Genomic DNA, 1135 nt, shown 5'->3' with positions numbered 1-1135 from the left:
TGCCGGATTTACGGGCGGAGTTTGATGTGCCCTTTGTCGGCGTTGTACCCGCTATAAAGCCCGCAGCCCAGATGACCCAAAGCGCGGTGATAGGGTTATTAGCGACTCCGGCAACGGTTAAGCGCCAATATACAGATCAATTAATTAAGGACTATGCAAGTCATTGTTGCGTGGTTCGAATTGGTAGCAGTGAGCTTGTTGAACAAGCCGAAATGCACTTGTCGGGTTACCCAGTTGATCAAGCACTTCTTGCTCGAGTGCTGGCACCGTTTAAACAAGAAGTCGATGGCTCAAGGGTAGATGTGGTTGTCTTGGGATGTACTCATTTCCCTTTACTTAAAGATCAGCTTAGTGCCTTGCTTCCCCAGGTAAGCTGGGTAGATTCCGGTGAAGCGATTGCAAAGCGAGTGCAGCATTTGTTGGCTGGTGAGCAGGGGGTTATTCCAGGGCAAGATCTCTCTACAAAGAACGCGATTCATCAGATTTATTTTTCTGAGATGACGCCTAATGAAGAGGTGTTCTCGGAATCATTACAAGCCTTGGGCTTAGCTCAATACCAGCTTCACTGTTTCTCGGCCAGTATGGACTGAAATGCGGGTTGGCCCAGTACGCTAAAAGTCTGCTCTTTACAGAGCTTCAAACCCTTCTTTTCAAGTAGGTCTGCGTAATTGTAAAGGCCATGAATAGCATTGCCTGCGACCGCAAAGAAAGCCGTTGCGGCGGTTAGCCAGTAGGCTTGCTGAGCAGTCTTTTGAAATATATTGCCACTGGCAGTTTTAAAATCACCAATAATCACGTAGCCACCTGGTTTACACAGTTTGATCAGGTGGTCTAACACCGCATTCATTTTGTCTTTCTCAAATACTGTTAGAAAGAAGTTGGCAACCACGACATCATAATTAGCTTTTGCTTCATGCTTGAGTATGTCACCAAGGATAGGTTTAATATTGAGTGACTCCTTATCGGGGTGCTTCTCAATAAGTTTGAGGTTGGTATCCATCATTGTTGGTGATAAATCAATTAATGTCGATTCAGCACCGAGTTCAGCTGCTCTAATGGCATCATCACCTTGTCCCGCACCAGCAAATAAGACTTTACTACCAGTCTTGACGAGTTCTTCATCAAGCATCGCTAA

2 protein-coding genes are annotated in these 1135 nt (G+C 45.7%); one reads left to right on the top strand and one right to left on the bottom strand.

The genetic code is table 11. The features are described 5' to 3' along the window. On the top strand, nt 1-590 hold a 590-nt coding region (locus A3766_RS06005), incomplete at its 5' end, for an aspartate/glutamate racemase family protein (protein WP_156508724.1). Here the strand turns inward: A3766_RS06005 and A3766_RS06000 are convergent. Further along, nucleotides 563-1135: bifunctional 2-polyprenyl-6-hydroxyphenol methylase/3-demethylubiquinol 3-O-methyltransferase UbiG (locus A3766_RS06000; protein ID WP_068641917.1), on the bottom strand; the 573-nt coding region annotated here is incomplete at its 5' end. The genes A3766_RS06005 and A3766_RS06000 overlap by 28 nt on opposite strands.

Source organism: Oleiphilus sp. HI0132 (genome assembly GCF_001635845.1).
Note: the sequence above shows the minus strand (reverse complement) of the source record. Positions and strands in the feature narration are given on the sequence as shown.